The 3,656-nt window shown below is 66.8% G+C and carries 4 protein-coding genes and 1 pseudogene; all 5 read right to left on the bottom strand.

Annotated features, from left to right (window positions below):
• A partial coding sequence (locus HP547_RS27950) for a SurA N-terminal domain-containing protein (RefSeq protein WP_172288693.1) occupies positions 1 to 470 on the bottom strand: 470 nt, incomplete at its 3' end.
• 12 nt (positions 471 to 482) lie between these two features.
• Positions 483 to 1,994 (bottom strand): ABC transporter substrate-binding protein, encoded by a 1,512-nt coding sequence (locus HP547_RS27955; RefSeq protein ID WP_256676466.1) that lies wholly within the window; start codon positions 1,992 to 1,994, stop codon positions 483 to 485.
• 146 nt (positions 1,995 to 2,140) lie between these two features.
• Positions 2,141 to 2,806 carry an SCO family protein gene (locus HP547_RS27960; protein ID WP_172288695.1) on the bottom strand — a complete coding sequence of 222 codons (666 nt, stop codon included), beginning with the start codon at positions 2,804 to 2,806 and terminating at the stop codon, positions 2,141 to 2,143.
• Positions 2,803 to 3,459, bottom strand: a complete 657-nt coding sequence (locus tag HP547_RS27965; protein ID WP_172288697.1) for an SCO family protein — start codon at positions 3,457 to 3,459, stop codon at positions 2,803 to 2,805. The genes HP547_RS27960 and HP547_RS27965 overlap by 4 nt, the downstream gene beginning before the upstream one ends.
• Positions 3,456 to 3,656: pseudogene (locus HP547_RS27970) on the bottom strand (FixH family protein); the annotation flags it as partial. The gene HP547_RS27965 and the pseudogene HP547_RS27970, both read right to left, overlap by 4 nt.

Here is a 3,656-nt window from a genome sequence, read left to right on the forward strand (position 1 = left end):
GCATCATAGAATGCCTCCACTTCGGCCGGGCTCGGCGCGTCGACTGCGCTGAGCCGGGCATACACCTGCTGGGCCGCCATCTCGTGCCGGGTGTAGTCAGTGTACTGTGCCCTGTCGAAGCCTGCCTCTGCCAGCCGCTGTGCAAAGATTGCCGGGCTGCCGAACGCGGTTTCAACCTCACCAATGTGCGCCGACACCTGCTCGTCGCTGATGGCGATGCCCTGGCGTTGCGCCTCCTGCCACAGCAGCTCTTTGTCGATCAGCTCATCCAGGGCCTGTTCGCGCAGGCGTTTGTACAGGTTCGGGTTACGGATGCTGGTTAGCGCACGGCCCTGGGCGACCAGGTACTCGCTGAAATAGCGCTCCAGGCGCGTCAGCCCGATTTCCACGCCATTGACCCGCGCCGCCGGCACATCAGCCCAGCTCGCCTTGGCCAGCACCAGCAACAGGCACAACAACAGAATACGCATGGCAACCTCCGCTCAAGGGCTGTCCGGCACCGGCCGGTACGGGCTGACCGAGGTGAAACGCGGCCCGGGCAGGGCCACCGCCACCACATGGGCACCGGCCATGCCCTGGCGGCGCCCGGGGCCGAACCCCAGGGCCGGAGTCAGGCCGGTGGAAACATCGTGCAGGCCCTCCAGCGCGGCAATCAGCTGCTCGCGGCTGGCATCCCGGCCAATCTGCTTCAGCGCTTCGCTCAACAGGCGCAGGGCGCACAGCGTGTTCACCTGCAGCGATGCCTGGCGCGGGTCGAGGCCCTGGCGCTGCTGCAACCCGGCGAGGCTTGCCAGGCCCTGCTCGGTCCAGTCTTCGGGCACGTACGGATAGGCCAGGAACACCCGTTGCGACCACTGCTCGGGCAAGCGCGCCACGCCACCCGCCACTTGGCTTGAAGCGGCAAACAGGTATGGCTGGCGGCCTGCCGCCTGCAACGCTGCGGCCAGTTCGGCAAAGGCCTGGGCGCGGCCAAGGAAGAGGATGCCCTGCCCGTCCACAGCCTGACCATCGAAGGCCTGTACGGCAGGTGGCGCCCAGCCCTGTTGCAGCAGGCTGTCGCGCACCTGCTCAGCCACCCCCGCCTGCTCGTTGCCGGCGTACACCACGCGCAGGTCGCCGGGCGCCAGGCCCAGCGCTTCACGGGCATGGCCTGCCAGGCTAAGCAGTTGCACGGGCAAGCCGGGCAGCGGGTCGAAGATCTGGGCGCTGCCACCGCTGCGCGGGGTACTGCCGATCAACGGCACATTCTGCGGCGCCAGCAGGGTTGCCAAGCGCTGGTCGAGCATGGGCACCAACGGCGAGACCAGGGCAAACACCCGCTGCTGTTCCAGCAACTTCTGCAACGCCCGCTCGGCGCTGTCCGGCTGGTAGCCCGGGTCGAGCACCACCAGTTCCAGGCGCCGCCCATGGATACCGCCTTGCTGGTTGAGTTGTGCCAGGCCGTCTTCCAGCACGGCCCGTACGACCTGCCCGGCTTCGGCCAGCGGGCCGGTCGCGGGCAGCAATGTGCCGATGCGCAGCACGCCCTCGTCCACGCCAGGGTCGCGCTCCTGAGCCAGGCGTTTGAGGTAGGCGGTGAGGTTGCGCTGGTCGGCCAGGGTCAGTTCGAAGCGGGGCATGGCCGGGTCCAGGCGGTTGCCGGCCGGGTCCACACCCTGCTGAATGGCCCGGGCCAGGCTGCTGTCGCTGTAGGCTGGGTAGCTGCGGCCATTGGCCTCGCGCACGCCCTGGCCGAGTGCCAAGCGTTGCCAGTCGAGGTTTGGCGGGCGCACGCCGCTTTCGGCGCGGCCACGGCCGTCGTTGCCGTGGCAGCTGGCGCAGGGCAGCACACTGGCGGGTACAGTCATGTCGCTGGCACCGACCCGGGCCTGCAGTTGCGCATCGCTGCTGGAGATGCCCTCGCGGTAGAGGCGTTTGCCGGCTTGTTCCTGGTCGGTGAGGTCAAGGGCCAGGGCCGAAGTGCCAAGTGACAGGCTGGCAAGCAGAACCAGCATTGGGCTGATGGCTCTTTTATCCTGCGCTGGCCTCATCGCCGGCAAGCCAGCTCCCACAGAAAAAGCACTACCAACCCTGTGGGAGCTGGCTTGCCGGCGACGAGGCCGGCAGCACCAGCACAAGACCGCCCAGGTCTTCATGCTGCTCACCGACCAGCCAAGGGTTGGGTCAGCAGTTGCATGCGCTGGGCAATCGCCGCGGGTGGTGCATCCGGGCGGATCTTGCTCCAGCGCTTGCCAGCCACGTCACCGGCAATCAGCTGTGTCGAATGCTGCTCGGGGCTGGGCAGGAACTGGCCGATACGTCCCAGCACCAGGTCGACATTGGCCTTGTCGCCCGTGAGGAACAACCAGTTGGCGCTGTCCACGCCCTGCTTTTCAGCAAAGGCCTTGAGCGCTTGCGGGGTGTCGTTGAGCGGGTCGCTGCTGATCGACACGAAGGTCACCTGGCTGGCCAGCTGCGGCCCCATGGCCTCGCGCACTTCGCGTAGCTTGCGGGTAATCAGCGGGCAGGCGTCGGTGCAGTGGGTGAAGATCACGTTGAGCATCACCACCTTGTCCTTCAGCACATCACTGTAGAAGCGCAGCTCGCGGCCGTTCTGGTCCTTGAGCACGGTGTCGGTGAACCAGGTCTGGGCGTCGCGGGTACCTCCACCACTGGTCATCGCCTGCGGTGCCGGCTGCGGCTCGGGGGCCTGCGGGGCATGGCCTTCGTGGGCGAACGCGACCGACGCCAGTATCCACAGGCAGCCGCCCAGTACCAGCCAGTCAAAACTGCGCATGCCGGCGCGGCAGGAACTTGACTGGCTCATGGTTGCACCTCGTGATGGTCGGCAATGGCTGTGCTTTTGGCATGTACCCGGCGGGCGCTGAGGCGGTTGATTTCTTCGATCAACACCGTCGGGTCGGTGAAGCCGTAGTAACGCGTCCAATGCCCGCTGCGCCCGTCACCGACCAGGATCAGCGGCGGGTGCTGGCTGAGGTCGGCGCTGAAGCTGCCCAGGCCCTTGAGGGTTTCGGTGATGGCGTAGGGGGTGCCGGTCAGCCAACTCCAGCCCGGCCCCTTCTGGAAGGCCTTGGCGTAGTCTTGCAGGCGCTTGGCGTCATCGCGCTGCGGGTCGACGCTGATCGATACCATGTGGATCTCTTCACCTACCCGGCCACCCAGCTGCTGCTGGACCTTGCCCATGATCGACGACACCACCGGGCACACCGTGGTGCAGCTGGTGTAGATGAAGCCCATGACCACCAGGTGATCACCGACCAGGTCCTTTTCCAGGCGTATCGGCATGCCGTCCTGGTTCAGCAGCGACACGTCGGCAAAGCTCACGCTGGTCTTTTCCTGATGCGCCGCCGGCGGCTGCGCGGTGTGGCCATCATGGTCGTGGCCGGCGTGGGCCAGCGCCAGGTTGCTGGCAAGCGCCAGGCTCAGGGCCAACAGTTTGAAAGAATGCTGGGTGTTCATCGCACACTCCTCACGTCAGTCTGGGAAGCGTTGATCGCGGCGGCCGGCAGTATGCGCAGGCTGGTGTAGTTGTCTTCGGCAAACTTGCGCCCCAGCGACGGCGACTGCACGTGCAGGTACCAGGCGCCGGCTTCGGGCAGGGTCAGCGCCGCCTGGTAGATGCCCTCGCCCACTTCCTGCAGCTGCAGGTTGCGTGG

The organism is Pseudomonas sp. CM27 (genome assembly GCF_013179515.1).
Classification (GTDB): Bacteria; Pseudomonadota; Gammaproteobacteria; order Pseudomonadales; family Pseudomonadaceae; genus Aquipseudomonas.